The sequence below is a fragment of the Phycisphaerae bacterium genome, assembly GCA_035384605.1.
GTDB lineage: Bacteria > Planctomycetota > Phycisphaerae > UBA1845 > PWPN01 > JAUCQB01.
Genome location: DAOOIV010000010.1, coordinates 1 through 24,411, shown reverse-complemented (window position 1 = coordinate 24,411; position 24,411 = coordinate 1). Strand labels below are relative to the sequence as shown.

Annotated in this window: 21 protein-coding genes and 1 pseudogene; 14 read left to right on the top strand and 8 right to left on the bottom strand. The window is 61.8% G+C overall.

Annotated elements, in window-relative coordinates:
- The first annotated feature begins 678 nt into the window (after positions 1-678).
- The 9 genes from PLL20_04470 to PLL20_04430 all read left to right on the top strand — a co-directional run bounded on the left by PLL20_04470 (position 679) and on the right by PLL20_04430 (position 10,650).
- Complete coding sequence (locus tag PLL20_04470; protein HPD29225.1) at positions 679-2,106, top strand: sigma-54 dependent transcriptional regulator; 1,428 nt, start codon at positions 679-681, stop codon at positions 2,104-2,106.
- A gap of 268 nt (positions 2,107-2,374) precedes the next feature.
- Positions 2,375-4,075: a hypothetical protein gene (locus tag PLL20_04465; protein ID HPD29224.1), complete on the top strand. Its 1,701-nt coding sequence runs from the start codon at positions 2,375-2,377 to the stop codon at positions 4,073-4,075.
- Positions 4,075-4,653 carry a 4Fe-4S dicluster domain-containing protein gene (locus tag PLL20_04460; protein HPD29223.1) on the top strand — a complete coding sequence of 193 codons (579 nt, stop codon included), beginning with the start codon at positions 4,075-4,077 and terminating at the stop codon, positions 4,651-4,653. The genes PLL20_04465 and PLL20_04460 overlap by 1 nt, the downstream gene beginning before the upstream one ends.
- Positions 4,640-5,500: a CoB--CoM heterodisulfide reductase iron-sulfur subunit B family protein gene (locus tag PLL20_04455; protein ID HPD29222.1), complete on the top strand. Its 861-nt coding sequence runs from the start codon at positions 4,640-4,642 to the stop codon at positions 5,498-5,500. Before PLL20_04460 ends, PLL20_04455 begins: the two co-directional genes overlap by 14 nt.
- 6 nt (positions 5,501-5,506) lie before the next feature.
- Complete coding sequence (locus PLL20_04450) at positions 5,507-7,507, top strand: CoB--CoM heterodisulfide reductase iron-sulfur subunit A family protein (GenBank protein HPD29221.1); 2,001 nt, start codon at positions 5,507-5,509, stop codon at positions 7,505-7,507.
- Positions 7,504-7,956, top strand: coding sequence for a hydrogenase iron-sulfur subunit (locus PLL20_04445; GenBank protein ID HPD29220.1), 453 nt, complete (start codon positions 7,504-7,506; stop codon positions 7,954-7,956). Before PLL20_04450 ends, PLL20_04445 begins: the two co-directional genes overlap by 4 nt.
- Entirely contained in the window at positions 7,953-8,798 is an 846-nt protein-coding gene (locus tag PLL20_04440; GenBank protein ID HPD29219.1) for a 4Fe-4S dicluster domain-containing protein, read from the top strand. The genes PLL20_04445 and PLL20_04440 overlap by 4 nt, the downstream gene beginning before the upstream one ends.
- A complete protein-coding gene (locus tag PLL20_04435; protein ID HPD29218.1) occupies positions 8,795-9,814 on the top strand; it encodes a 4Fe-4S dicluster domain-containing protein in 1,020 nt (339 codons plus the stop codon). The genes PLL20_04440 and PLL20_04435 overlap by 4 nt, the downstream gene beginning before the upstream one ends.
- 2 nt (positions 9,815-9,816) lie before the next feature.
- Positions 9,817-10,650 carry an FAD/NAD(P)-binding protein gene (locus PLL20_04430; GenBank protein HPD29217.1) on the top strand — a complete coding sequence of 278 codons (834 nt, stop codon included), beginning with the start codon at positions 9,817-9,819 and terminating at the stop codon, positions 10,648-10,650.
- A gap of 314 nt (positions 10,651-10,964) precedes the next feature.
- Here the strand turns inward: PLL20_04430 and PLL20_04425 are convergent, their stop codons facing one another.
- From PLL20_04425 to PLL20_04395, 7 genes and pseudogenes are all read right to left on the bottom strand, one after another.
- Positions 10,965-11,210: a DUF2442 domain-containing protein gene (locus PLL20_04425; GenBank protein HPD29216.1), complete on the bottom strand. Its 246-nt coding sequence runs from the start codon at positions 11,208-11,210 to the stop codon at positions 10,965-10,967.
- 11 nt (positions 11,211-11,221) lie between these two features.
- Positions 11,222-11,488 (bottom strand): annotated as a pseudogene (locus PLL20_04420) (DUF4160 domain-containing protein).
- Positions 11,489-11,802: 314 nt separating this feature from the next.
- Entirely contained in the window at positions 11,803-12,171 is a 369-nt protein-coding gene (locus tag PLL20_04415; protein ID HPD29215.1) for a PIN domain-containing protein, read from the bottom strand.
- Between the two features lie 30 nt (positions 12,172-12,201).
- Positions 12,202-12,420 (bottom strand): hypothetical protein, encoded by a 219-nt coding sequence (locus PLL20_04410; GenBank protein HPD29214.1) that lies wholly within the window; start codon positions 12,418-12,420, stop codon positions 12,202-12,204.
- 136 nt (positions 12,421-12,556) lie between these two features.
- Positions 12,557-13,816, bottom strand: a complete 1,260-nt coding sequence (locus PLL20_04405) for a Gfo/Idh/MocA family oxidoreductase (protein HPD29213.1) — start codon at positions 13,814-13,816, stop codon at positions 12,557-12,559.
- Between the two features lie 19 nt (positions 13,817-13,835).
- Positions 13,836-15,338, bottom strand: a complete 1,503-nt coding sequence (locus PLL20_04400) for a glycoside hydrolase family 130 protein (GenBank protein ID HPD29212.1) — start codon at positions 15,336-15,338, stop codon at positions 13,836-13,838.
- 207 nt (positions 15,339-15,545) lie between these two features.
- The gene (locus tag PLL20_04395) at positions 15,546-16,712 is read right to left on the bottom strand and encodes a hypothetical protein (GenBank protein ID HPD29211.1); all 1,167 of its coding nucleotides are present in this window, start codon (positions 16,710-16,712) and stop codon (positions 15,546-15,548) included.
- 385 nt (positions 16,713-17,097) lie between these two features.
- Here PLL20_04395 and PLL20_04390 point away from each other — a divergent pair, with 385 nt between their 5' ends.
- Genes PLL20_04390 through PLL20_04380 form a run of 3 tightly spaced genes read left to right on the top strand, consistent with a single transcriptional unit; the run spans position 17,098 to position 19,860 of the window.
- Complete coding sequence (locus PLL20_04390) at positions 17,098-18,693, top strand: amino acid adenylation domain-containing protein (protein ID HPD29210.1); 1,596 nt, start codon at positions 17,098-17,100, stop codon at positions 18,691-18,693.
- A complete protein-coding gene (locus tag PLL20_04385) occupies positions 18,693-18,956 on the top strand; it encodes an acyl carrier protein (protein HPD29209.1) in 264 nt (87 codons plus the stop codon). Before PLL20_04390 ends, PLL20_04385 begins: the two co-directional genes overlap by 1 nt.
- Before the next feature lie 55 nt (positions 18,957-19,011).
- Complete coding sequence (locus tag PLL20_04380) at positions 19,012-19,860, top strand: GNAT family N-acetyltransferase (GenBank protein ID HPD29208.1); 849 nt, start codon at positions 19,012-19,014, stop codon at positions 19,858-19,860.
- 70 nt (positions 19,861-19,930) lie between these two features.
- On the opposite strand, the gene PLL20_04375 is transcribed toward PLL20_04380, so the two are convergent.
- Complete coding sequence (locus tag PLL20_04375; protein HPD29207.1) at positions 19,931-20,794, bottom strand: AAC(3) family N-acetyltransferase; 864 nt, start codon at positions 20,792-20,794, stop codon at positions 19,931-19,933.
- 193 nt (positions 20,795-20,987) lie between these two features.
- On the opposite strand from PLL20_04375, the gene PLL20_04370 reads away from it, so the two are divergent.
- Positions 20,988-22,214: a hypothetical protein gene (locus tag PLL20_04370; protein ID HPD29206.1), complete on the top strand. Its 1,227-nt coding sequence runs from the start codon at positions 20,988-20,990 to the stop codon at positions 22,212-22,214.
- Between the two features lie 157 nt (positions 22,215-22,371).
- Positions 22,372-23,841: a glycosyltransferase family 4 protein gene (locus PLL20_04365; GenBank protein ID HPD29205.1), complete on the top strand. Its 1,470-nt coding sequence runs from the start codon at positions 22,372-22,374 to the stop codon at positions 23,839-23,841.
- Positions 23,842-24,411: the final 570 nt, after the last annotated feature.

Here is a 24,411-nt window from a genome sequence, read left to right as displayed (position 1 = left end):
GCTTGCTCGGTTCGGACAAATGGCCACAAGGTCCGATAATCCGCAAGGTATTAACACGATTTCTGCACTAGAGGAACTTGCACGTTAATCACGCGCCTTGAAGGGCTCGTTTTTCTCAGTCTCGGGGTGGTTTTGTGTATGGTTCGCCCATACAGTGTATGGCCAAGCTGGCCTGATGTTTCCAGCATTGAGTTCGTGCAGATGTTGTCGTAGCCGACTTGAGGCCCGCGCGAGGCCAGGAGAGTGGTGTGTCCACCAGTTTGAGATACGGCACTTGCGGCCACACCGCTCTGGCGGGCGGCAAGTCAGCCGTGTCCGTCGCGGTCGTTGACCAGCTCAGATCGAACGCGCCTGATGCGGCGGCACAGCCGCGTTCAGCCGGCTTTAAGGGCCGTTGCATCCGGGCAGCCGGCGCACGGCTGTCAGATCGCCTGCCACCGACGAGTTGCTCCCGGCGATTCGGGTCGGTGCGCGCGGACCGGACCGCCAGGCCGCTTCTCACCGGCAAGATAGCCGATCAAAGCGGGGACCAGGGGCTCGGCCCGAGTGACGCGATCGTGTTGCCGCGCCAAGGGATGTTGGAGTGTCAAAGCAGAGCCGGAACGGAGACTACGTTCGCGATAACGCTGTGCGTGAACGATCAAGAGGGCCGGCAGCCGGCGCAGGAGGCCGATGCTCATGGCTGACATGGAGAAGACATTCGCAAGCCAGCGTGTGCTGGTGATCGACGATGAGGTGGTCATCGGTTTGAGTTGCCGCCGTTGCCTGGAGCCGGATGGACACCGCGTCGATTGCATCGAAGACCCCAGGCGAGGCCTGGAAGCCGCCTTGACGGGCGATTACGACGTGATTTTTCTCGACCTGATGATGCCAGGGTTGCATGGCATGGACGTCTTGAAGCAGGTCAAGGCCGCCGGCGTCGCGGCGGAGGTGATCATCATCACGGGATACTCGACGGTCCAGTCCGCCGTGGAGGCCATGAAACAGGGAGCGGCCGACTATCTCAGCAAGCCGTTCACTCCGGACGAGCTGCGTCTGGTGTTCAGAAAAGCCGCGGAGCGATCGGCCCTGATCCGGGAAAACGCGGCGCTTCGCCGGGCTCTCGAAATCGATAAGGGGTTCGAAGGCATCATCGGCGAAAGCCGGTCCATGGAACGCGTATTCGGCCTGATTCGCAGGGTTGCACCGACGGACGGCACGGTGTTGGTGAGGGGTGAAAGCGGTACCGGCAAGGAGATGGTGGTAAGAGCGATCCACCGCCTCAGCCGCCGCAGGAACCAGCCGCTGCTGGGTTGCGACTGCAGCTCGTTGGCTCCGACCCTTCTGGAAAGCGAGCTGTTCGGTCACGTCAAAGGGTCGTTTTCCGGTGCGATTGCCACGAAGCAGGGTTTGTTCGAGGTGGCCGACAAGGGCACCTTGTTTCTCGACGAGGTCGCCAACCTCAGCCTTGAGACGCAAGGCAAGCTGTTGCGGGTGCTGGAGACGCGCAGAGTTCGCAAGGTCGGCGACACCTCTGAACGGGAGGTGGATATCCGGCTGATTGCCGCCACAAATCGCGATCTGATGCAGATGGTGAAAGACGGGGCTTTCAGGGAGGATCTGTACTACCGTCTCAACGTCGTGCCGATTGACCTGCCGCCTCTGCGAGCACGGCAGGGAGACATCCCGAAGCTGGCCATGGTTTTCCTGGAACGCTGCTGTCGTCAGAATGAGATCAGCTTCAAGAGCTTTACACCCGAGGCGATGGCGATGATGGAGGCGTATTCCTGGCCGGGCAACGTCCGGGAACTGCGAAACGTCGTCGAACGGCTGGCCATTCTCTGTGATTCCGACCGGATCGAGGTCAGGCATCTACCTCTCGAGATTCGACAAGCGCCGATTTCGGCCGGTACCGCTCCGCTGCCGAAGACATGGGAAGAGTTCAAGAATCTCAAGCAGCAGGTTCGCGATGCGGCGGTGCAGGAACTGGAACGTCGCTTCCTGAGCAACGCTCTTCAGCAATGCGAGGGTAACGTCAGCAAGGCGGCAGAGCATGTCGGCATGCAGAGAACTCACTTCCATGCCTTGATGCGCAAGCACAATCTGAGCTCAGAACCGGGCGGGTAAAGCGTGTACGCGCGACGGACACCTGTACGGTCTGGTCTTACAGCTTCCAGGGCAAGCGCTTGAAGGCCGCGACGTCCTGCTCGTCCTTGCGTCGCAAGATACCGCGTTTGAATCTCGCGTTTCATCGTGTTTCGTCAGATCCGAGGCCTCAGGTGAGCCCGTACCGGCATCGGCCGCTGAAAACATCGGCATCCGAAACAGGAGTCGTTGGCACGCTTGTTGCCTCGGGTACCAAGAGGCGATTGTGGCGGCGACACGGAGGCAAAGCATGGACAGCCGGCGCACGCTCCTGGTTGTGGCGGACGAAAAGGATCCGCTGGGACGGGGGTATCTTGCGCTGCTTCAGGCCTGCGGGGCGGAAATCCGCACGGTCTGTCGGACCGAAGAGGCGTTGCGTCTTGTGGCGAGCGCCGATGTGGCCGGGATTCTCCTTAGAACGTCCCGGGTGAAGCAGGATCGAGACAGGTGTCTGCGCATCCTGGCGCAGAAGAAACCCGAGACACCGACTATTCTCTGGGCCGATTCTCGCGGCGGCGGACTGGCTCTCTCCATGGCCAGCCCGGGCATCTCGCAATGTCTGACGGAACCGGTCAGTCCCGAGGAGATGGCCCAAGCCCTGTGGCGACTGATTCGCAGGCGGAACACTGTGTCCGGGTCGCTCGCGAGCGGTGACCCCTTGTTTGCCTCCAAGCAAGGAATTCGGGGCGACAAGTACTGCTTTCGGAATGAGTCCTGGTTCCAGATGTCGCATACCGGTCTGGCGGTGATCGGTGTTTTTCCCCCGGTCCATCCACTGGGCACATTCAGATCGGTGAGTCTTCCGAGCACCGGCGAAATCGTTTATCAGGGTTTACCCCTAGCAAGCATCCAAGCCGAGGGAATGGCGCCGCGATTGGTTGCCTCACCGCTGACGGGTGTGATCGTCGACGTGAATGCGGAGTTGGATTGTCGTCCTGAAGCATTGCTTGAGGCTTCATGTGACGAGTCCTGGCTTGCATGGATTTTTCCGACTCGGTTGGCGGAGGAACTGCCGCATTGCGGACTGCGACATGTGGTCTTGGTGAACAGCAACCCGGTTTCGGCGGCGGCGCAGCGCGTCGCCCTGATGAAACTGGGCTGTGAGGTCAAAGTGGTTTCGGGCTGGGCGGAGGCGATTCAAGTACTCTGGGAACGCGATAGCACTATAATCGTCATAGATGCGGCTTCGGTGGCCGAGAATGGTCCTGAAATCGCCGCGAGATTGCGATCCGCAGCGCCGGAGGTAAGAATAGTGGTTGTCGCATCGGTGGGCGCGCAACGGGAGGCGGCATATCGCCGTCTGGGCGTATTCTACTATGCGATCGAACCTTTTGCAGACGGCGAGATTAGTGATATACTGGGCGCGACTTTCCGGCCGACGGTCGAGACCCTGGAAACTTGCGACTGGAAGCCGGAATCGTACCGTGGGATCCGCATTGCGAACCGCGAGGGACGTGAGGTTCGCCTTTTGACTTCGGGGGGGCTGCTTCAGCAGGGCAACGCACTCGGTGCATGGATCTGCCGTAAGCTGCGGCAGCGACTGATCCCATACGAGATGATCTCCGGGCAAGGCGGTCTCACTCCGGCCGTGATCCGGGATGAGGCAAATAGGTGCGACCGTCTTGTTGTCCTGGCCGCCAGGGACACGGGACGACTGCCGGGCAGTCTGGTCCGAGACAGCAGGGGCGAACTCGTGACGGTCCCGCCCGAGCTTGCGGGCAAGGTGATCGGCCTGGTGGTCCAGCCGGATCCGGCGGGCGGTGCCGTCGGACGGACGGAGGTGCTCACGGCCGCCTCGCTGGCCGAGCACGTGGTCGTTGAAATGCTGTTGGAGCGACCGCGGCTCAGCCGATCGGGGAAAACGCCGTCAGCGAGACGTCGCCGTCGCGGAACGGCGGCGGCTAAACGGTCGCGAGGCTTGAGCTCGCAGGTTTCGGGAGTGACGACGTGATGCAGAAGTCGCCGAGCATGGTCGACGTCATCGAGGAACTCGCTCACACGCGGGTACACGACTGTTACCAGTGCGGTAAATGCTCCGCCGGCTGCCCCATGGCCGACCACATGGACGTGATTCCCAGCCAGATCATGCGGCTGGTGCAGATGGAACGACTGGACAAGGCCATGAAGGCCGAGTCGATCTGGCTGTGCGTCTCTTGTCAAACGTGCTCGACTCGATGTCCCAAGTCGGTGAACGTTGCGGGCGTGATTGACGCCTTGCGGCAGCTCTCGGTCGAACAGAATGTGGCCTCGCCGGCGCAGCAGCGAACAGTGGTGTTCCAGAAGGCGTTTCTGAGCAACATCCGCCGCAACGGCCGGCTGAAGGAACTTGAACTTGTGGGCTTGTTCAAGGTAGGGGCTTTTGTGAAGGATCCGAGCATTGCCTTCCTCTTCAAGGATTCGCTTCTGGCCCCGAAGATGATAGCCCGCGGCAAGTTTCATCCGATCGGCGAAAGTGTGAACGACCGCGACGTTGTGCGTCGGATTTTTGACCGCTGCATGAGTTCGTCGGGCAAGAATGACAAGGGTTGAACCGATGGAGATTGGCTATTACCCCGGATGTGCGCTTCACGGCTCGTCGAACGACTATGAAAGGTCGGTTCGGGCCTGCTTGAACGCGCTGGGCGTGAACCTTCGCGAACTTGACGACTGGATCTGCTGCGGGGCTACAGCCGCCCACTCGCTCAACCAGAAGCTGGCGGTGGCGTTACCGGCCAGAAGCCTCGGAATCGCCGAACGCGACGGTTACGACGATCTGCTGGCCCCCTGCCCGATGTGCTCGATGGAACTTCTCAAGGCGAAGATGTTGATCTCGGGCGATGCGGCGTTGCGGAAGGAGATGTCCGAGGTTGTCGAACTGCCCGTTGAAGGCCGCACCAGCGTTCTTAATCTGATCCAGGTTTTTCAAAGGATCGGCTATGACAAGGTGAAAGAGGCGGCGAAGGTGTCGCTGTCGGGCTACAAGCCGGCCTGTTACTACGGCTGCCTGCTTACGCGGCCGCCGGAGGTTCTGCGATTCGACGACTGCGAACAGCCGAGCTCCATGGAGACGCTGCTGGCATCCCTGGGAGCCGCTCCGGTCGAGTGGAATTACAAGACGGAATGCTGCGGCGCCGGCATGACCATGTGCAACGAAGACACGGTGCTCAACCTGTCGCACAAGATTCTCAGCAATGCGGCCCGACACGGAGCCAACTGCGTTGTCGTCGCCTGCCCGATGTGTCATGTCAACCTGGACATGAAGCAGGCGGACGTCGAGCGACGCTACGGGGTTCAGCATGGGATGATGATCTATTACTTGTCGGATCTGGTCGGCCTGGCGCTGGGCCTGGATGAGGAGGCGTTGGGCATCAACCGGCACTATGTTTCAAAGCGGTAGGGACTTATGGCCAGAATAGGCGTGTTTGTCTGCTGGTGCGGCGAGAACATCGCCCGGAACGTCGACTGCGGCAAGGTTTCCGAGGCCGCGAGCCGGTTTCCGGGCGTTGTCTGTTCCGTGGACTACAAGTACATGTGCTCGGATCCCGGCCAGGCGATGATCCGCGAACGAATCATCAAGGACAGGCTGACCGGCGTGGTGGTCGCTTCGTGTTCGCCGCACATGCACCTCAAGACGTTCCGCAAGGCGGCCGAGCAAGAGGGGCTGAATCCGTATCTGGTCGAGATGGCTAACATCCGGGAGCACTGCTCGTGGGTGCACCATGACAAGGAAAAAGCCACGGCCAAGGCCATTGAACTGGTCCGTATGGCCGTCGCCAAAGTGATGTACAACCATCCTCTTGATCCGATCCGAGTGCCGGTGACCAAGCGGGCCCTGGTGATCGGCGGAGGCGTGGCGGGCATTCAGGCGGCCCTGGACATCGCCGACGCCGGTTACGAAGTGGTGATGGTCGAGCGCGAGCCGTCCATTGGCGGCAAGATGGCCGGTTTGTCCGAGACTTTTCCGACGCTGGACTGCTCACAGTGCATTCTCACGCCTCGAATGGTTGAAGTGGGCCAGCATCCGAAGATCCGGCTGCACACCTACTCGGAGGTTCAGAGCGTCGAAGGCTACGTCGGCAACTTCAAGGTGAACATCCTCAAGCGGGCCCGCTACGTGGATATGAAGAAGTGCACGGGCTGCGGGGCCTGCTGGAACGCCTGTCCGTCGAAGAAGACGCTCAGCGAGTTCGATTTCGGCATGGGCACGCGGACGGCGATCTATGTGCCGTTCCCGCAGGCGGTGCCGGCGAGGCCGGTGATCGACGCCAACGCCTGCCTCATGCTGACCAAGGGCAAGTGCGGCCTGTGCGAAAAGAAATGCGCCGCCAAGGCGATCATGTTCGACGACAAAGACCAGGTGGTGACCGAGGAGGTCGGGGCGATCGTGGTCGCCACCGGTTACAGGCTCTACGGCATCGGCAAGCAGCAGGACAGCGCCAAACTGGCCGGCTACGGCGAGTACGGCTACGACAAGTACAAGGACGTGATCGACTCGCTGCAGTTTGAGCGGATTGTGTCCGCGTCGGGACCGACCAACGGCGAAATCAAGCGGCCGTCGGACGGCAAGACGCCCAAGACCGTCGTTTTCATCCAGTGCGTGGGCTCGCGCGACAACGCCAAAGGCATGGCCTATTGCTCGAAGATCTGTTGCATGTACACCGCCAAGCACACCATGCTTTACAAGCACAAGGTGCACGATGGCGAGGCCCACGTTTTTTACATGGACATCCGGGCCGGCGGCAAGAACTACGACGAGTTCGTCCGCCGGGCGATCGAACAGGACGGGGCCAAGTATCATCGCGGCCGCGTGTCGAAGATCACCGAAGAGGACGGCAAGCTGATCGTCCGCGGCGTTGACACTCTGGCCAATGAACCGGTGACGATCGAAGCGGACCTGGTGGTGCTGGCCAGCGCCATGCGGCCGGCCGACGGCGTCGAGGAACTGGCTCAGAAGCTCAACGTCGGCTACGACGAGTACGGCTTTCTGTCCGAGTCGCACCCCAAGCTTCGCCCCGTCGAGACCAATGCCGCCGGCGTGTTCGTCTGCGGTGCCTGCCAGGCCCCCAAGGACATTCCCGAGGCCGTGGCTCAGGCCTCCGCGGCGGCCAGCAAGGTCCTGGGCATGTTCAGCAAGCCCGAACTGACCCGCGAGCCGGAAATTGCCATCGTCAACGAGCAGACGTGCGCGGCGTGTTTCGCCTGCGTGCGAACATGCCCGTACAACGCCATCGAGCGCGCGGAGATTCGCGACCGCAAGGGCAACCTGGTCAAACGCACGGCCCGCGTGAACCCCGGCCTGTGCATGGGTTGCGGCACGTGCGTCGCGATCTGCCCGTCGAAGAGCATTGAACTGGAGGGCTTCACCGAGCAGCAGATTTACGCCCAGATCGGGAGCCTCGTATGAGTGAGCATGCTGGAGACAACGGAAACGGCTTCGAGCCCAAGATCGTCGCCTACGTGTGCAACTGGTGCACCTACCTGGGCGCCGACCTGGCGGGGACCAACCGGCTGGCATATCCGCCGAACGTGCGGATCATCCGCCTGCCCTGCACCGGCCGTATCGATTTCAACCTGATCATCAAGGCGTTCGAGATGAAGGCCGACGCCGTGCTGGTTTCCGGGTGTCACCCCGGAGATTGCCACTACACCGCCGGCAACTATCACGCTCGCCGCCGTTGGATGCTGTTTCGCGAGCTGCTGGAAACCATGGGCATCGACATGAACCGCATTCACTTCACCTGGATATCCGCGGCTGAGGGTCGCAAGTTCCAGCAGATCATTACGGAGATTACCGAGAAGACCCGGCAAATGGGTCCTTACATGGACTATCGGAAGGTGTGTGAGGCGTCGTGATACAGGACGAACTGCGTCAACTCTGTCGCCGGTTGCTTGAAGACGGCACCGTCCAGGTGGTGATCGGGTACGGACAGTCCTCCGACGACGGTCCAACGTACCCGGTATTCGTCACCGACGCGGCTGACGTCGACCGGCTGGTCTGGAACGATCAGTGTTTCGCCAACCTGACCACTTATCTGAAACGCAAGGAGGTCAAGGCGCTGGGCAAGCCGGCGATCATTGTCAAAGGTTGCGACGAGCGGGCCCTGGCGGTGCTGGAGAAGGAATCGCAGATCGACCGCACGCAAATGGTGGTGATCGGCGTGGCCTGCGAGGGCGTCGGCCAACCGCGCGAGCCCAAATGCGCCGCCTGCGACGTACACATGCCGAGGTTTTCGGATCATGTCCTTGGGCAGGCCGCGAATACGCCGGTCGAGGCCGACCGCCGGTATGCCGACCTGGAGGCGTTCATGAAGAGGTCACCGGCCGAGCGGATGGCCTACTGGATGAACGAGCTGTCGCGATGCTTCAAGTGCTATGCCTGCCGGGCGACCTGCCCGATGTGCTACTGTGAACGATGCATCGTGGACAAGAACCGTCCCCAGGCCATCGATACGTCGCCGACGCTCAAGGGCAATTTCGCCTGGCACATCGCCCGGGCGTTTCATCTGGCGGGCCGTTGCGTCGGGTGCGATGAGTGCACGCGCGTCTGTCCGGCGGGCATCGATTTGCGGCTGCTGAATATGTCCCTGGCCAAGGCGGCTGAGGACGAGTTCGGCTACCGGGCTGGAGTGGACCGCGAGGCCGAGCCGATCATCGGTTCGTACTCGCTCAAGGATAAGGAGAGTTTCATCCGGTGAGCGAGATCATCTCGAAAGAAGATCTATTGCGGCTGGTCGATCAATGGATCGGGCAGGGCAAGCGGACGGCCGGGCCGACCCGGATCAAGTCCGACGTGGTTCTGTATGCCCCGATCCGCTCTTCCAGCGACGTGCAGTTGGACGGGTTCATCCGCCCCCGCAACTCGATCAAGGAGTTCATCTTTCCCCGCCACGAGAAGCTCTACGGCTACAAGGTGGAAGGTCGCAAGATTCAGCTCTTTGACGCAGAGCCGGCCGTGGGCGAACAACTGATCATCGCCGCGCGGCCTTGCGATGCCGCAGCGTTTCCGATTCTCGACCACGTGTTCAACTGGGACTACAAGGACGAGTTCTACAACCGTCGCCGGCAGGCGACTACGATTGTCACCTTGGCGTGCAAGGAATACGACAGGAATTGCTTTTGCACGTCCGTGGGGCTCGGACCCGCCGCCGAGTCGGGCTCGGATGCGATGTTGCTGGATCTCGGCGACGGCAGCTATGAGGTTCGCTGTCTGACCGAGAAGGGCAAGGCCCTGTTTGCGGGCAAGACCGGGACATCGGACAAGACCGGAACGGTTCCGCCCGGTCCGAAGAAGATCTTCACCAAGGAGTCGATCGACGCGTTTTTCGCCGGCGGTTATGATAACCCCGAATGGCAGCAGATGACCCTGCGTTGCCTGGGGTGTGGGGCGTGCGCGTACACCTGTCCGACGTGCCACTGTTTCGACATCGTCGACGAAGGCAACGCCGCCGGCGGGGCGCGGGTCAAGAACTGGGACGCATGCCAGTTCTGCATGTTCACCGCGCATGCCTCGGGCCACAACCCACGAACCAACCAGGGCCAACGCCAGCGCCAACGGATCTATCACAAGTTCGAGATCTACCCGACCAAGTTCGGCGAGATCCTGTGTACGGGCTGCGGCAACTGCACGAGGAACTGCCCCGTGGAGCTGGGCGTTCGCCCCGTTCTGGAGACCATTGAGACCCTCTCCGTTGCAGGTGGGACCAAAGCGTGATCATGGAGAATATCTACAAGCCGGAGCTGATGGAAATCATCCAGATTCAACAGCACACCAGCGACGTCAAGTCGATGCGAGTGAAGTTCGCCGATCCGGAGCGGGCCAAGAACTTCTCCTTCAAGGTGGGGCAATTCGGCATCTTCTCGGCGTTCGGCCACGGCGAGTCGACGTTCAACATCTGTTCGAGCTCCGACTGGAAGGACTTCATCGAGTTCTGTTTCCGCCGCACCGGACGGGTGACCGAGGCATTCTGGCAGCTCGAGGAAGGCGACACCATCGGTTTCCGCGGGCCCTACGGCAACGCCTACCCGATGAAGGAGTGGGAAGGCAAGGACCTGATGTTCATCGGCGGCGGCATCGCCATGCCGCCGATCCGCTGCGCCATCTGGTACGCGCTGGAACACCGTGAGAAGTACGGCGACATCACCATCATCTACGGCGCCCGCACGGTGGGGGATCTGGTTTTTCGCGACGAACTGGCGGAGTGGGCCAAGCGCCCCAAGACGCGCGTGATCCAGACGGTCGACCCCGGCGGCGAGACGCCCGACTGGAAGGGCGAGATCGGCTTCGTCCCGACGGTCGTCGAGAAGGCCGGTCTGACTCCCAAGAACGCCGCCGCCCTGGTCATCGGCCCGCCGATCATGATCAAGTTCACGCTGCCGATCCTGGCCAAGATGGGCCTGACCGACAAGGACATCTACACCAGCCTCGAAAACCGCATGAAGTGCGGCGTCGGCAAGTGCGGCCGCTGCAACGCCGGCCCGGTCTACATCTGCAAGGAAGGCCCGGTCTTCACGCTCGAGCAGGTCAAGACGCTGCCGAACGATTATTGATCGGCCCGGGGCGCCAAGTTCCCCTACAAGCGAGCCACCGGGCTTGCCCCGGCGGCACTCAACCGGCAGACTACGGCGGGTGCCTCGTCACGCAACGGTGGGAACGCAATCTGCTCGACTACCAAATCGATCAGTAATCTCTACGATTGCCCAGCCTGACGATTCGGTTCCCCACCCCCGCGGCATGGGGCACCCTGCAACCGCGAAATACGCCCAATACGCGAAAGGGGACCGGGGATGGTATCTTCTTTCGCGTGGTTCGCGTATTCAGCGGTTCAGCAGTCGCCGGCGACGGACCGCGCTCGCGGCGGGGTTCACGTCTTCTCGGTCACCCTGCAACTCGCACGGATGAACTCGGGATCCAGATCCGCCCCGCAGTCCCACTGGACCGTGTCGAAAGCGATGCGGACCCGTTTGAATTGCTCCAGGTCCTGGAGTTTCTTAAACACGCCGAAGTCCAGATAGGGTTTCATGTCAAGAACGCCCTCGGTGCCATCCTCGAAAGTGACAGCGAGAGAGAAGTCCTCGTTCGGACGAACGCTCACGATTGACTGATGCATCGGTGCGTCCTCTACTGCAGAGGCTGAATCCTGAACGGTTCATCACCGTTCATGACCAGGTTCCAGTTTGCCATCAAATCCTCTTGGTGCAGCTCGGCCCATGCTGCAACAAGCTTGCGCTGCCGAGGGGGAAGGGAGCCCTCGATGATGTCGCCCGTGCGGATGTCCACGGAAGCCTTGTACTCGTTCTAGAACGTGTGAAAGTGCGGGGGATTATGCTCGCCCGGCGCGAAATAGAGCCGAATAACGATGCCGTAAAACATTGATATAGTCGGCATATCGCTGTTCTCCTTCTCCGGTTGAGATCGCCTGACGGCCATCGGCAATCCAGCGGCTGTCATCCCCCCGGCCCTCGTCCTTGTCGGGTCGGTTCCCTGGTACAGTGTACTCCCGGTCCTATTCTCTAAGGCGGACCGCCTTTTTGCGGGCCGCAACCCAAGCGTACCGCGGTCCAGAAACATGCGCGCAAAACGCGCACCAGTCGCGACGGAAGGGACTAAACAAGAAGGTCGGTCCGTTCATGGCCACGCGGGAGGACGGCCGTCGGAGGGGCCCCAAAGGGGACATCGCTGATTGTCCGGGCCCCGGCAGATCACTTGAGCAGGGTCGTGAACCCCGCCTGCTCGAAATGGTGATCGGCCGTGAGAGCATCGGTGATGCCGTGTTCTCGCATGACCTCGAACGATGTGCAGTCAGTGACCGACCAGGCTTTGTCGGGCCGGGCAAGAAACAGCTCAATGGCTCGGCGAAGCAGTTCGGCCGACACCGGGACTACGGTGGTGTTCGGATCCTCACGCAGGACCCGAAGGAAAGTGGCGAACCTGCTTCGTACCGACGTTGCCGACAAGAAATTGCCCACCTCAAGCACCACGAACTCAGTTGTTATGACGGGCTGCGTCATGTGGTCCGCGAGGTTGATGGCCGCCTCATGATTCGCGTCATCGGGAATGAGTATGGCCAAGGAAGTACGAGCTGTCGGCGAAGCAGGGGCTCATTGCTTAGGGGCACCGTACAGGTAGTGATCGTGATTCTGAGATGAATCGGCTGGCAGGCCCTCGGCGATGCCTATGATGTCCCGGTAACGCTCCGCCAGTGTCGGCGGGGGCTGCTCCGGCTGTGCAGGCACGACCTCCACCTCGGCTCCTTCCGGCAAGCAGGCCGGCGGATCAAGGATGACCACGCCGTTCTTGACACGTCCGCGATAGGTCATGGCGTACCTCCTTGTTGGTATTATACCTTCGGTCCGACCCGTTTGCACCCTCTCTCGCAGCCGCAACGGCTCCAGGGGGCTGCTCCCTGACGGTCGCGGTTCTAAAAGAGCCGCCCGAACTGGCACAGACCCTGGTTCAAAGCCTCCACTTCTCTCGCGTCGGCCGGGTCAGCATTTTCGAGGCGGCCTCGTTATCGACGATGACTTCCTTCTTGGGATCCCAGGTCACCTTGCTTCTGGTGCGGATGGCAATGTCGCAGAGGTGGCTGATGATGTCGGACCGAACGGCATCGTCGAGAGTGCTGATCGCCGGTTTGCGGGACTTGACCGCGTCAATGAAGTTCTGATCCTGTCGCTCGCTTACGGGAAGATGCACGTCGCCGGAGCCGAGTTTGGATTCCAACAGCGATTTCGGCTCCGCGTCGATGCCTGCTCGCGAGATGCGCACCCAGCCGTCGGGGCCAATGTATTTTGTGGAATCGCCCCCTGGCTTGAACGTCATCCGGACGCCGTCGGCCATCTGAACCTTGAGATCCCAATGAATCACCGTGTCATACAGGCCCTTGTCCGGAATGACCCCCGTTCCCTCGACCGTCACCGGCCCGGCCAGATCGGCATCCGAACCCCAGACCATGATGTCCAGCGGATGAGCCCCCCAGCCGCCCAGATAGCCGATCGAGTAGTCATAGATGAAATACGTGCCGGGAACGACACAGCGGTCTTCGGTGTAGGGTTTCATCGGAGCCGGACCGATCCACATGTCGTAGTCCAGCTCGTCGGGAACGTCCGCGGGTTCCGTGGAACCGCCGGCGCTGCCGTCCGGAGCGGTCACCTCGATCGTGTGGACCTTGCCGATCCGCCCGCTGCGCACCAGCTCGCAGCCGAAGCGGCAGTGCTTGAGGCTCCGCTGTTGCGTGCCGTACTGGAAAACCCGCTTCTTCTCGCGAAAGAGCTTCCGGCAGGCCAGGTTCTGCTCGATGCTGACGCCCAGGGGCTTTTCGACATAGGCATCCTTGCCGGCCCGAGCGGCCGCCATCGCGATGGGCACATGCCAGTGGTCGGGCGTTGCGATCACCACCGCGTCGATGTCCGGACGGGCCAACAACTCGCGGAAATCCGCATAAGCCTTCCCGCCGATCATCTGAGCCGCCGCTTCCCGCCGGTCACTGTAAGCATCGGCGACGGCCACGCTCTGGCAGCCCTTGCAGGTCATGAAGCCTCGCAAGAGCTCCTTTCCGCGGTTTCCGACGCCGATGTGCCCCAGCGTCACCCGCTCGCCGGCCGGCGCCGTTTCTGCGTCGCCCAACGCCGATGAGGTGATCATGTACGGCAGACCGATCGCGGTTCCCGCGGCGGCCCTGAGAACCTTTCGTCTCGTCAGCTTCCGGGTGCTCATCGTGAGGTTTCCTCATGAATCACGGGCCGCTGTCCAACAGGGCACGGATCAGCTCGCGGACGTTGACCATCGCGAAGGATGTCCGTGAATCGGCGACGGCATAGGGAATCACGAGCTGATCGTGGTGAATCATCGAACCGCAGGTGTACACGACATTCGGCACGTAGCCTTGTCGCTGGTCGTGAACCGGACTCAGCAGCGGCGTGCGGAGGCGTCCAATAACCTTGGCGGGGTCTTCGCGGTCGAGAAGCAGTGCTCCGATGGAATACTGCCGCACCGGTCCGACACCGTGAGTCAGCAGCAGCCAGCCGGCGTCGGTTTCAAGCGGCGACCCGCAGTTGCCGATCTGCACCAACTCCCACGGCTCGACCGGCCCCTGGAGCTTGCGGGCCTCGTTCCAGAAATGAATGTTGTCGGAGGTCAACAGGAAAAGATTCTCGCCGTCGTGGCGGGCGATCATCATGTAGCAGTCGTTGACCTTCCTGGGAAACAGGGCCATACCCTTGTTCTTGGCGTGCTGACCGTTGAGCGTATGGACCTGGAATCGCCTGAAATCCCTGGTTTCGAGCATCATCGGCAGGGTCCGGAAGCCGTCGTAGGCGGTGTAGGTGCCGCAATAACGCGTTTGTCCGTCCCCATCGGTGAAGCAGGTGAGGCGCAGATCCTCCATCCCGTGGCTCTCGCTCTTGGTGGCCGGGAAGATGACGATCTCTGAGGCCGGGCAGTCGGCCGGGAACTCCAACTCATAGTTGGCATACGCCAGCCAGAGCATGTCGGCGGCCACGTTGCGGTAAGCCCGCGGCGTGTCCGGCTGCTGGCGCACCTGATTGATCGCTTCCCGCAACTGGTCGAGGATAAACTGGTCGGGCAGGCCTTCCAGCGTCCGGGCGACCAGTTCCTCATAGACGCCCATCTCCATCAACTTACGGAAGAACAGGTGCTTGTCGAAGAAGCGATCCGGCGTCGGCTTGGCCGTATAGGCGTATCGAGGCGGCGGGTCGAATTGAATGTCGCAGTCGGCGCTGAGCACGCCGCATCGAAACACGATGGAAGACACGTGTCCTTCGCCGGTCGCCCGCAGGCTCATCAGGAAGCGGACCGAGCCGGCCGGCAGACCGCTCTGGTCCGGATGCGGCACGATGGCGGGGTTGAACAGAGCGGCCGATTCGATCGAGTACTCCATCGTGTAATACGAACCCAGGAGCAGTTGCCTTTCGCGAGAGATCTTCAGGTCCGGGTAGTGCGGCAGAATGACGGCCTCGAAGTTCTCCTGGAGGACTGATTCGATGTCGCGATGTCGCGGGCCGAAGTCCTCGATAACCGAAGCGAGGAGTCTTGCGACCGTCGGCTTGTCCAGACGCATGACGCGGTTGAACATGGCCCGTATCCGGCGAGGATTGTGCGGATCAAACAGTCGCGTGATGACTCTCTTGTCGTCGGGCTTGAGGGTTTCCGGGCGCAGCACGACCCTGACCTGCGCGCCTCCGGTTGTCATTTCGGGGGTCTGGAGTACTGGTGCCATGTCCGTTTGCTGCTTCCTCCGACTGCGGACCGATCCCTTCAAGCGGCCGATAACATACCCGAGTATTTTACGCAACGCCAGTGCGTCGGTTTGCCCCCGGGTTCAAACCGATAGTCTCTATCGACCGGAGACCCCTGTCACATGACGCACCGGCACCTCCTCGTGCCGCCGTGAAGATGATGTCCCTGATTGGCGGGCCCGACCCTATCAGGACGACGGCTGTGACGAAGGCGAGCCGCCGCCGAGTTTGTTTCGCATGCGCTCGAGCACACCTGTCGGCGTGAGCATGATCACGGCCCGCCGAGGCATGGCGTGCTGATGGATGAACCGGTTGCCGTCGAAAAGGAACACCTCCGGTTTCGCCTCGTCGCGATAGTATTCGCCCCGCACCGGTGTTTCGGTTCGGAGTGCGGCATAGGCCCGCGTGATGCGAAGGTACAGGTCGGGCACCGCATGGCCATGGGGATCCTCCCAGGTGTAGCTGGGCTCGATGGCCGTCTCTTCCTCGAAGTTGTTGTAGTCGGCGATGGTAACGAATCGAGGGCGCGCCTTGAGAACGCGCAGCCACATGCGGACGTAAAGCCGGCCGCCTTCGCGAGACTCTTCCAGCGGATCCCGTCCCTGCTCGGCCACGTGCTTGGGAAAGCGGTGGCCGGGCCAGATGCTCATCGATTCGGCGAGGATCGGCGCCGGTTCGTATGATCCCCATCCCCACGTCTTGCGCTTGGCCATGGATTCGTAGTTGTCGCCGTTGTAGGCCCAGCGAACGGCGAACCGCGAGTCGTCCCAGTCGCCCGGCCCATAGTTGTCGTCCGTATCGACCAACAGCAGCGGCTTGCCGTCGAGGTGAAAGTAGCTTGGTCGTTGTGCCCATGCCTGCCAGTAGAAATCCGCCGCCCGGCTCTGGCCCTTCACTCCCTCCTCCCGCATCTCTCCCCCGCCGCCGATGCAGATGGGAATGCGCTCGGCGGAGGGAAGCCGGTCCATGAAATCGAACCATGCCCGGATGTTGTCGTTGATTCGGCCGCCGTCGTTCCCGACACAGTTGGTGTCGTCCATGATCAGGAAGTCAACACCGAGATCGCGAAGCTGAGCGTAGTAGGCGGCAATGACCTGTGGATCACCGGCGGTGTACGGGCCGCGCGTGGGCAACACGTGGCAGTTGACCCAGTGCTTGAACTGATCGTCCTTTGTCCACCACACGGTATACCACATGCCAATGGCCGGTACCGGTCTGATACTGCACGTCGGCTCCGTTGCCGGGACGGCCGACGCCGCGAGAGACAGGGCCGGAAGGCCGAGGATACAGAAAAAGACCGCCTGATTGCGGCGACTCCCGCGGCGAACTACATGGTTTGGTCCGACTCTTTCCATTCAGGACTCCACGATGCGCTGCGGTCATAATCTGGCACCGGCTGCCGTTCGACCGCGCCAGAGCGCTCGATGCGTCCGGGCGGCCGGCCGACATCGCCTGTTTTACCTTCCGCCCTTGCCAGTGCAACGCCGGCGCGACCGATGCCGTCGCCGGACTATCTGCCGGGGGAACGAATGCACGCAAGTACTTATCAGTGTGCACGTTATGTGTTTTCTCGGTCCGCACGATCCGTCGCTCCCGCCTGCGCCTGGTTACTTAACCGGCCCGGTGCTTGTGCCGATAACCCGGTATGCGACGGAGACGAGGAGAGTCTCGTAGTCCGCGTCGAGAAGGCGCGCTCCCGCCCGTCATGACCAACAAGCCCGACGGATCGGGGATTTGGCAATGCCCAGTACTGATAGAGGCCTGGTTACGGGCTTCGTCAAGTCGGTGGAAGCCCACGACCGGCGGCCGGCGCTGGAGGTCGGTGAGTCTATTCTGACCTACGCGGAACTGGCGGCGCGGGCCTCTGATCTGGCGGCAACCATCCGGACGTTCAAGCCCGGCACTCAGCCTGTCGGGGCAGTGTATGGCTATCGAAGCGTTGCCGCTTACGCTGGTGTTCTCGGCACTCTGCTGTCCGGCAAGGGCTACGTTCCACTTCATCCGCACTTTCCGCCTGCGCGAACCCGATACATGTTGATGCTTTCGGGAGCTGATACGGTTATCGTCGGCGCTGAGGCGGCTGCCAAGCTGGACCAGGTACTGGAGGGGATCGATCGGCAGCTGCTGCTGATTTGCCCGGATACCACGGATGTCTCGCCTTTCCGAGAGCGGTGGAACAAGCACCGATTTGTCGGCGCCGGTGAGTTGGTCCGATCTGGGAAGCTGGTCGTCCCCGACAGGGTCAACACCGATGCGTGTGCTTACATGTTGTTTACCTCGGGTTCGACCGGGCAACCTAAGGGGGTGCCGGTCAGCCACGGCAACGTGGGCTCGTACCTGGAGTACATCTCCAAGCGGTATGACATCACCCCCGAAGACCGCGCCAGCCAGGCTTTCCAGATGACCTTTGACGTCAGCGTCCACGACCTGTTCACGACTTGGAGCCACGGAGCATGCCTGTGCAGTATTCCGCACCGGCAATTGATGGCTCCCGCCCGTTTCATCCAGGACAATCGCCTGACGCTGTGGTATTCGGTCCCGTCGGTGATCATGTTCTTGTCGCGGATGCGCATGCTCAAGCCGGGCATGTTTCCGACGCTACGAATGAGCTTTTTTGCGGGGGAAGTGCTGCCCGCCGGCCTGGCCTCGCAATGGCAGGCGGCTGCGCCGAATTCGATCGTCGAGAACCTGTACGGGCCGACGGAAGCAACGATCACCATCACACATTATCGATGGACACCTGACTCGATGGCCCGATGTCTGAACGGCAATGTGCCGATCGGGACGGTGTTCTCGACGCAAAAGGCGGCGGTCGTAGACGAGAATCTCCGACCGGTGCCGGACGGCCGGCCCGGTGAGCTTTGCCTTTCGGGCTCGCAGGTAGCACGGGGGTACTTGAACGCACCGGAGAAGACCGCCTCTCAGTTTGTGCATCTCCCCGGCGGCGGCGACGCAATCTGGTATCGAACGGGCGACCGCGTCATTCGCGACCCGGACGGATGCATTCACTACCTGGGGCGAATTGATCTCCAAGTGCAGATCCGCGGGTACCGTGTGGAACTGCAGGAAGTCGAACACGTGGTTCGGCGGGCCGCCGGCACGGAACTGGCCGTTGCTGTCCCCTATCCGGTTCGCGACGGATGCGCGGAAGGCATTCACGTGTTCATCTGCGGACGGGCCGATGACGTCGTGCGCAAACGAGTTCTGACGGAATGTGGTCGAAGGCTGCCGGACTACATGATCCCGCGATCGGTGCAGTTCCGCGACATGATGCCGTTGAACTCCAACGGCAAGATCGATCGAGACGTGCTGGCAAGCAGTCTGGAGAATGTGTGATGACCGATCAGGTACACGTTCGTGCATTCATCATCGAGCAACTTGAGGAGTACGCGAAAGCCAGGGCGATGACGCTGCCGGACATTGCCGACGATACGGACCTGTTGGAGAGCGGCCTGGTCGACTCCATGGGATTTGTGGAGCTGATCTCGGCCATCGAGAGACGGTTCAATTGCGAGGTCGATTTCGGGCAGTTCTGCTCGGACAACTTCACTACCTTGGGGGGCCTGGTGGCTTCGGTCGTGTCGCCCTGTGCGGCATGAATGCGGCGTCCGTCCGGTTCGCGGGCTTGGGCCTCGCAAAGCGTGGGCAAAACCGATGCAAACCATTTCCGAAACCGCGAATTTGCCTGCGGTCGCTCAGGTGACCGAAGGCGACCAGATTGCCGCGGCTGTCCGGCAGGTCAAGCACGGCGGTCGGGGTTTTGTGACGAATTTCTTCGCCGGCCCCAAGCAGATCGAGAGCTGGGTGAACCGTGGAGAGCTGTCATTCCTGCAGGACGAGCGCTGGGTCTGGATCCGGCGCCGCGACCGCGGCTTCTTCCATCTCTACTATTTCGCTGCCGATGCGGACGCGATCGAGGAGTCGCTGGCAAGTGTTGACGCGATTGCCGAGGGGGCCGTGCTGGCGATCGATCTGGTCGGCCAGGATGCCATCGTGGCGCCGGTGGCGCGCGTGTTCCGCAAGCACGGCTTTGCCGACCGGGCTGTCCTGGTGAGAATGGTCCGAAGCATGGATCCCAACCCGATGGGCCACGGCGATAGTCCGGACGTCGAAATCGCCTTGCCGGACGATGCGCCTGCCATCCTCAGTCTCCTCGAGACGACATTCGACCCGTATTCCAAGCAGATCCCGGACCAGGATCAGATCCTGCAAGCCGTATCGGCGGGTAGAATCCTGATCGTTCGGCGGGATGCCGCCATTGCGGGCCTGGTGTTCTTTGAGGCCGCCGGCGCGATGGCCACACTGCGATACTGGTGCGTTGATGAGGCATGGCGTGATCAGGGGATAGGTGCGAAGCTGATCAAGGTTTTCTTCAATCGCTGTCGGACCTGCAGGAGCATCGTCCTGTGGGTCTGTACCGAGAATGAGAGCGCCATTCGTCGATACGAGCACTACGGGTTCCGTCGGACGGACACGAAAGATCTGATTCTCGTGCGTCGCTGACAACCGGCAACCCACTGCCCTCCATTCGGCTGACCCACTTTCTCGAGAGCTGGTATCGCGATGACATGTCTCAGCGATACGCCTTGATGCCCTTTTGAGCCAGATCACGGTAGGATTCGAACAACGGCCGGAGCTGCCCCCCCCACAAGCTGATTGCCCCGACGCGCGATCGCTTCAAGACACCCATCCTCGCCTGGTGTTCGCAGACTCGATCATAGTCTCGGTGCCGCCCGGTCTCCGGGTCGTGGGCATAGGTGCCGATGCATCGCTCGCGGCCTTCACCATCGAGCACGCGGACCTCGAAACGTTCCGGGTGGTAAATCCGCACCCCGAATTCGCCTTCCAGCAATTCATCGAAATGGGGAGACGCCGACACCGGCAGAAGGCGGTCTGGAACGCCCACGAACACCATCCACGCATTGAGTTCAAGCAGGTATCGCCAGGGCGAGTGTTCGTCAAACGGGGTCAGCGAGTTTTCATGATCTGAGACGATCATCCGGGCCAGCGGGCCCACGGCCGCGACCGAATGCGTCGGACTCAGGCTGCGAATCGCATCCTTGCGGCGTCGCAGGAGCTCACAGATCAGGCCGGTCTGAGCCGGCGTTCGGCGAAGGTCAAACGAGGGACCGCTCCTGAGGTAGTCGTAGCTTCGGCCGTCGAACGAAAAGGTCGGCATCACCACGGTGCCCTGGGGGCCAACGACATCGAGAATCGCCTGCAAGGCGTGGAACGGCGTGCCCTTAAAATACCGCATGCCGTCGAACGAACTGTGCACGGTCATGGTTTGGCCGGGCCGGATGCCCAAGCCGCGCAGGGCTGCCGTCAACTCAGCCGGCGTGGTGGATCGAACGAGCCGTCCCACGGCGTCGGCGCACGTTCTGGCCCACCGCTTTGCGGTGCGTTTCGCTTGTGCTACTGGAGCGACCATCGTCATTGGAGTCTCTGCGCGTGCAACCCGCCTCAATCCGGGCAACGGCCTCGGTTCTCCCTTGCTTATCGGACACTCGGGCGACGCGGGCCACATACGAAGTGGGAAGAGGCAGTTGGTTTTGGTTCCTGACGGACGATAGCTGCATGGGAGTCGCCGGCACTCCGATAAATCCTGAAGCTGTTCAGGTACCCGTCAGATGCACGTGAAGTTATCGGATCTTCGGCTTCTGTGGTGGCTGCGGCAGCGTCCGGCCGGACATGCCCGGCTCTTGTGGCAAGACCTGCGACGCCGCAAGGCGGATCGCCGCGCCGCCCGCCAGTGTCTGGAGGCCGCCATCGATTGGCTGTGCCGTGCACAAGATCAAACTGGTAGCGGGGGTGTGGCGGGGTTCTATGACCTGCTCAAGGGCTGGTCGCCGCCGTACCCGGAGACGACGGGCTACATCGTTCCGACGTTTCTGCAGGCGGCCAGGCATTTGGGCCGCCAAGACCTGCGCGATCGTGCCGGTCGGATGCTGGATTGGCTGCTGACCACGCAAATGCAGAGCGGAGCTTTTCCGGCCGGTCTGCCGCTCGATGGCCAGCCGCGCGAGCCTCGCATCTTCAACACCGGACAGATTATCCAGGGACTTGTTGCCGGCTATCGCGAGTTCGGCGTGGCCCGCTATCTCGACGCCGCAATTGCCGCAGGCGAGTGGTTGTGCCAGGTTCAGGATTCTGACGGGGCGTGGCGGACCGCCTCGTATCATGGGCTCCCGCATGCCTATCATTCGAGGGTCGACTGGCCGTTGATCGAGCTGGGCCGTCAAGCCGAGCGGACGGACTTCGTGGAAGCAGCCCGTCGCAATCTAGACTGGGTATTGGCTCAGCGCCGCTCGGATGGTTGGTTTGACCAGATGGAGATGACCCCCGGGCAGCCGCCGATTCTTCATCCGATCGAGTACACGCTCGGCGGCATGTGGGAATCGGGCGAACTGCTCGACGATGAAACGTATCGGCGGGCGGTGTTCCCCGCGGTCGAGATATTGGCCGAGCACGCTATCGAGGATCGTCTGTCCGGAGCATATGGTCCGGGCTTCGAGCCGGTGGGCAAGTCGATTTGCCTGACCGGATACGCGCAGATGGCCTTTTTGTGGCTGCGGATTTACCAACGGACGGGATTACCGATACTGCAGCAGGCGGCTGAGCGGACTCTGGGCGTGTTGGAAAGATTGGCCGACCTGGACAACCCAGAACCGGCGTTGCGAGGCGGCGTGCGAGGCTCGTACCCGCTAACCGGAGACTACATGCCGCTATCGGTAGTCAACTGGGGAGCCAAGTTCTTCATCGACGCGCTGCTGCTGGAGCAGTCGTGCAAGATACCTGGCGGCGGTCACAGAGGGCGCGAGGTCGGATCGTCTGTACCAGAGCCGGCCATGGTCTGAGAAACGGTAGCGCATGGTCGAAGTCGCCGAAGGCGACGCAGACCTGCCATGAGTTCGTCACTGGCCTTGAGGGCGCCCCTGGCGGCTTGCTTGCCCCCCGCGGGGCCCTTGTGCGAAGCCGGGGCCGCCAGTGCCTCTATTCATGCAGGAGTTGCCTGTGAATCGCGGGCCGCGATTGGGACTGGTCGTTAACGAGTACTCGCAGCAGATCGGCGGCATGTCAACCGTTGCGAGGGCGACGGCCGAATACCTGTATGCCCGCGGGTACGACCTGCACCTGTTCACCAACCAGCAATGCGAGCCCGACCCGGTCATTCCGACATACCCGATCCTGACCACCGACCTGGCCCGCGACCTGCCGCGTCTGGCCAGTTTCAAGTTGGATCTCTGGCACTCGCTGAACTACGGGTATGCGCCGCTGTCGCTGCGATGCCGACCGCTGGTCCTGACGGTGCACGGAAACGATTTTCTGAGCCCCTGGGTGCGTTTCAAGTTCGAGAAGACTCCGCTCCTGTGGCGTATGGCCCGACGCGAGCGGGGGCGAGGCTGGACCCAGCGGCTCGTCGATTGGGTTTCGCTGCCTCGCGTGGATGAGATTATCGCCGTCAGCCGCTTCACAAGCGACCTGTTCCAGCGGACCTGCCGGGTGCGACAGACTCCGATGGTCGTGCCGAATGGCGTCGAGGAGTTTTTTCTTCAGGAGGGCGACACTCGCCTTCAGCTACTCGACTCTTCCGTGCCTCCACCGTGCCGGCAGCCCTCGTGCCCCGAAGGGGCAATAGAAGACCCGATCCGTTCAGGAGCATCTGCCGCCCCACTGGGGCTGACCAGCCAATGTGACACGGTTGCCGGGGGCTCGCGCCCCTGGCTACACACCTTCGCCCCTGCCGGGGCGGCTTGCGGCGGTGCGCTTGGCGAGGTTCGTTCGTTCGGGGATACACCTGGAAGATGCGAGGGAGTCGATCGGCGGCCCAATCGCCTGATGTCGGTCGCGGCCTTGTATGGCTGGCAGCGCAAGAACATCGACGGCGTGATTCGGGCGATGGCGCTGGTCGGCGACCGATTGGATCTTGAGTATTGTATCGTCGGCGACGGCACCGGACGGCCCGCACTGGAGAAGCTTGCAGCGGACTTGGCTGTCTCGCATCGCGTGCGTTTCCTCGGACGGCTGACCCAGGAGGAACTACGCGCGGCCTACGCCTCAGCCAGTCTGTTTGTTCTGACCCCGCGTCCAACGCCCGGCGACGTGGAGGGCTTCGGCCTGGTCTACCTGGAGGCGGCCGGCTCAGGAACGCCGTCTCTCGGCACCCGCTTCGGCGGCACGACGGACGCCATCGCGGAAGGCGAGTCAGGCTTCTTCGCAGATGATGCCAGCCCCGAGGCCATTGCCCGTGCCCTGGAACAGTTCTTCACGGGCCGGATCCAATTTGACCACGAGACAGTCCGCGATCATGCCCGCCGCCATGCCTGGCCGGTGGTTTTGCGACGGGTCGAGTCGATCTACGCCCGCGTCTGCCCGCAGGTGCGCGAATGGATCAACTCGCGCGAAACCACGCCTGGTGTTCAACTCCGGCCATCACCGGTTGTCGAGATACCGCCCGAGCCCGCCCCGGTTCTGTGCGGCTGATCACGTTCCCACTCGGCCCGCTCGGCCCGGAATCCTCTCCGCTCGGCCCGGAATCCCTTCCGGGCCGCCTAGTCTTGCCGAATCCGTTCGGCATTCGTCGATCATGAGGATAGGAATCCTCCACACGGAAGGCCACAGAGTGGATTCTGGCGCCAGCGGAAGCTACCCGTACGTCGCCGTGGTGGCCGTGGCAAACCTCCGAGCCAAACGGTTCTCGGGCAGGCCGGTGGCTATGGGCCAAAGTTGGGCTCTCAGAGGTAATCGTCTAGCCGAGAGCGAGTTCAGAAAGAGTCTGCATCCCCAGTCCTTATTGGAACGTCGCGTGTACACGAGAGCGGATCGCCGCCGAAGGCTTTTGTCTGACTGGAAAGTTGTTTACAATGGAACCTGAGAGCGGATGATTGCTTAATTTACCGGATTCGGTTGTGGGGAACCATATCGGAGTCGAGATGGAGGCTACCATGCCAATTGAGCGGCTTGGGCGGACTGTTCTGATCGTGGCCCTGCTGAGCGCGGGTGCGCCGCAATCGTTCGGGCAGACCCTCGTGAATCCCAGTTTTGAAAGCCACC

Bases quoted from the DNA above. Each gene is read 5' to 3' on its own strand.
- PLL20_04410 (HPD29214.1), bottom strand. From the start codon at position 12,420: ATGACCTATCGCGGACGTGTCAAGAACGGCGTGGTCATCCTTGATCCG.
- PLL20_04460 (HPD29223.1), top strand. From the start codon at position 4,075: ATGCAGAAGTCGCCGAGCATGGTCGACGTCATCGAGGAACTCGCTCAC.
- PLL20_04390 (HPD29210.1), top strand. From the start codon at position 17,098: ATGCCCAGTACTGATAGAGGCCTGGTTACGGGCTTCGTCAAGTCGGTG.
- PLL20_04395 (HPD29211.1), bottom strand. From the start codon at position 16,712: ATGGAAAGAGTCGGACCAAACCATGTAGTTCGCCGCGGGAGTCGCCGC.
- PLL20_04445 (HPD29220.1), top strand. From the start codon at position 7,504: ATGAGTGAGCATGCTGGAGACAACGGAAACGGCTTCGAGCCCAAGATC.
- PLL20_04375 (HPD29207.1), bottom strand. From the start codon at position 20,794: ATGACGATGGTCGCTCCAGTAGCACAAGCGAAACGCACCGCAAAGCGG.
- PLL20_04370 (HPD29206.1), top strand. From the start codon at position 20,988: ATGCACGTGAAGTTATCGGATCTTCGGCTTCTGTGGTGGCTGCGGCAG.
- PLL20_04400 (HPD29212.1), bottom strand. From the start codon at position 15,338: ATGGCACCAGTACTCCAGACCCCCGAAATGACAACCGGAGGCGCGCAG.
- PLL20_04450 (HPD29221.1), top strand. From the start codon at position 5,507: ATGGCCAGAATAGGCGTGTTTGTCTGCTGGTGCGGCGAGAACATCGCC.
- PLL20_04405 (HPD29213.1), bottom strand. From the start codon at position 13,816: ATGAGCACCCGGAAGCTGACGAGACGAAAGGTTCTCAGGGCCGCCGCG.
- PLL20_04470 (HPD29225.1), top strand. From the start codon at position 679: ATGGCTGACATGGAGAAGACATTCGCAAGCCAGCGTGTGCTGGTGATC.
- PLL20_04455 (HPD29222.1), top strand. From the start codon at position 4,640: ATGACAAGGGTTGAACCGATGGAGATTGGCTATTACCCCGGATGTGCG.
- PLL20_04465 (HPD29224.1), top strand. From the start codon at position 2,375: ATGGACAGCCGGCGCACGCTCCTGGTTGTGGCGGACGAAAAGGATCCG.
- PLL20_04380 (HPD29208.1), top strand. From the start codon at position 19,012: ATGCAAACCATTTCCGAAACCGCGAATTTGCCTGCGGTCGCTCAGGTG.
- PLL20_04425 (HPD29216.1), bottom strand. From the start codon at position 11,210: ATGCATCAGTCAATCGTGAGCGTTCGTCCGAACGAGGACTTCTCTCTC.
- PLL20_04430 (HPD29217.1), top strand. From the start codon at position 9,817: ATGGAGAATATCTACAAGCCGGAGCTGATGGAAATCATCCAGATTCAA.
- PLL20_04385 (HPD29209.1), top strand. From the start codon at position 18,693: ATGACCGATCAGGTACACGTTCGTGCATTCATCATCGAGCAACTTGAG.